The following is a 2,107-nucleotide window of genomic DNA, read 5'->3' as shown; positions in this document are numbered from 1 at the left end:
ATGGCCCTGGCCCTGTTATGGTCCTGTGGCAAGGACGATGGGCCAAGCGTTGCGAGCAACGAGGCACCTACGATGGCAGATCAGGTCTTTCAAGTGGATGAAACCATCACCGACGCCGAAACCATAGGCAAGGTAGCGGCTGCCGACGCCGACGAAGATGTACTTACATTCAGCATCACCACCAACGACAGTGACCTGTTCAGCATTACCAAAGAAGGGGTTTTGAGTTTGGCCACAGGGAAGAGCCTTGATTTTAGCAATGCAGTTTCCCATACAATTACCGTAAAGGTGAGCGACGGAGAGGAAGATGCCTCCGCCACAATCACCATAAACGTGGGCGATATAAACGAGGTCCCCGTGTTTGGAGAAGAGAACTACGCCTTTGAAGCATCGGAGGACATATCCGATACCGATCCAATCGGCACGGTAACTGCCACCGATGGGGATGGGGATACATTGGAGTACACCCTTACCACCAACGACAAGGACCTGTTCGAGGTAAGTGCCGAAGGGGAACTGAGCCTCGCCGATGGAAAGGAGCTGGACTTTGAGACCGCAGAAGAACATGTGCTGACCGTAACAGTGACCGATGGCACCGAAGCCGTGGATGCAACGATAACGATCACAGTGGTAAATGTCATTGAAAGTATGTTCGAGGACCCGGCATCCTTTATCACCACATGGGAGGTGCCCGAGAACAATTTTGAACTGAATATAGGCACAAACGATGATTATGATTTCGATTTCACCGTGGACTGGGGCGACGGTACCATAGAAACGGTTACCGAGAACAATTTGAGTGGTTTTTCCCATATCTACGAAACAGCGGGTACCTATACGGTGGCCATACAGGGAGGTTTTCCGGCAATTTCATTGTTTAATAATAAGAAGTTAAGTAGTATTGAACAGTGGGGTACTATCGCATGGAAAAGTTTTCGACAAAGCTTTGCTATGTGTATGAACATGGAATACCATGCCACGGATATACCGGATCTCTCCCAGGTATCCGATTTCTATGCGACGTTCTATTTTGCCGAATCCTTTAATGGTGACATCAGCGGATGGGATACGGGGAATGTTACCGATATGTCAAATATGTTTGCTTTTTCCACTTCTTTTAATGGTGACATCGGTGGATGGGATACGGGGAATGTTACCGATATGTCTAGTATGTTTAATTATGCCTCTTCCTTTGATCAAGATCTTGGGACATGGAATATCTCAAACGTGACAACTATGGAGGATATGTTAACAGGTTCAGGGATGTCGGCGCCCAATTTATCCAACATTATAATCGGCTGGGCTGGTATGGATGTACAATCCGGTGTGGTTTTTGATGCTGAAGACATAAATTACTGCACAGATTCAGAAGACATTCTACTTCAGGCCTATCTAACCCTTGTTGTAGATCCTAATTTCTGGACTATTACTTTCAATGAAGAAGAAATGTGCAATTAACTCAAGGGTCTTTTAATATCACTATGGAGCCTTCCGTGCAAACGGGGGGCTTTTTTTGTATTGATGCAATTAACAATAAACAATTAGCAATAAACAATTAGCAATAAACAATTAACAATAAACAATTTCCATTAACCATTAACCATTAACCATTAACCATTAACCATTAACCAGTAAGCAGTAATCAGTATGCAGCAAGCATTCATCAAATGTTCCAATAATCGAATCATCCAACTTTCCATTTTCCCACTTCCCACTTCCCACATCTCACATCTCAAATCTCACATCTGATTTCGTACTTCCAACCATTGACCATTGACCATTAACCAACGAGCAGTAGGCAGTACTCAGTTGGCAGTACTCAGTAGTTTAACTTCGTACATCTGACTTCGTACTTCCAACCACCAACCATTAACCATTAACCAACGAGCAGTAGGCAGTACTCAGTTGGCAGTACTCAGTAGTTTAACTTCGTACATCTGACTTCGTACTTCCAACCACCAACCATTGACCATTAACCATTAACCAGTAGTCTAACATCTCACATCTAGCATCTAGCATCTAAATATCCCCCGTCAATTTAAAAGCAGCATCCATCAACTTAAACAGCGCAGGGATAAGATCGTCCACATAATTTTTTTTGAAATGT

At 44.0% G+C, this 2,107-nt stretch carries 1 protein-coding gene; it reads left to right on the top strand.

The window, feature by feature from the left end; translation table 11 throughout:
* On the top strand, window positions 1-1,458 hold a 1,458-nt coding region (locus tag MWU56_RS16420; protein ID WP_247046497.1), incomplete at its 5' end, for a BspA family leucine-rich repeat surface protein.
* Between the last annotated feature and the right edge of the window lie 649 nt (window positions 1,459-2,107).

The sequence above is a fragment of the Allomuricauda sp. F6463D genome, from assembly GCF_023015965.1.
Taxonomy (GTDB): domain Bacteria; phylum Bacteroidota; class Bacteroidia; order Flavobacteriales; family Flavobacteriaceae; genus Flagellimonas.
Note: the sequence above shows the minus strand (reverse complement) of the source record. Positions and strands in the feature narration are given on the sequence as shown.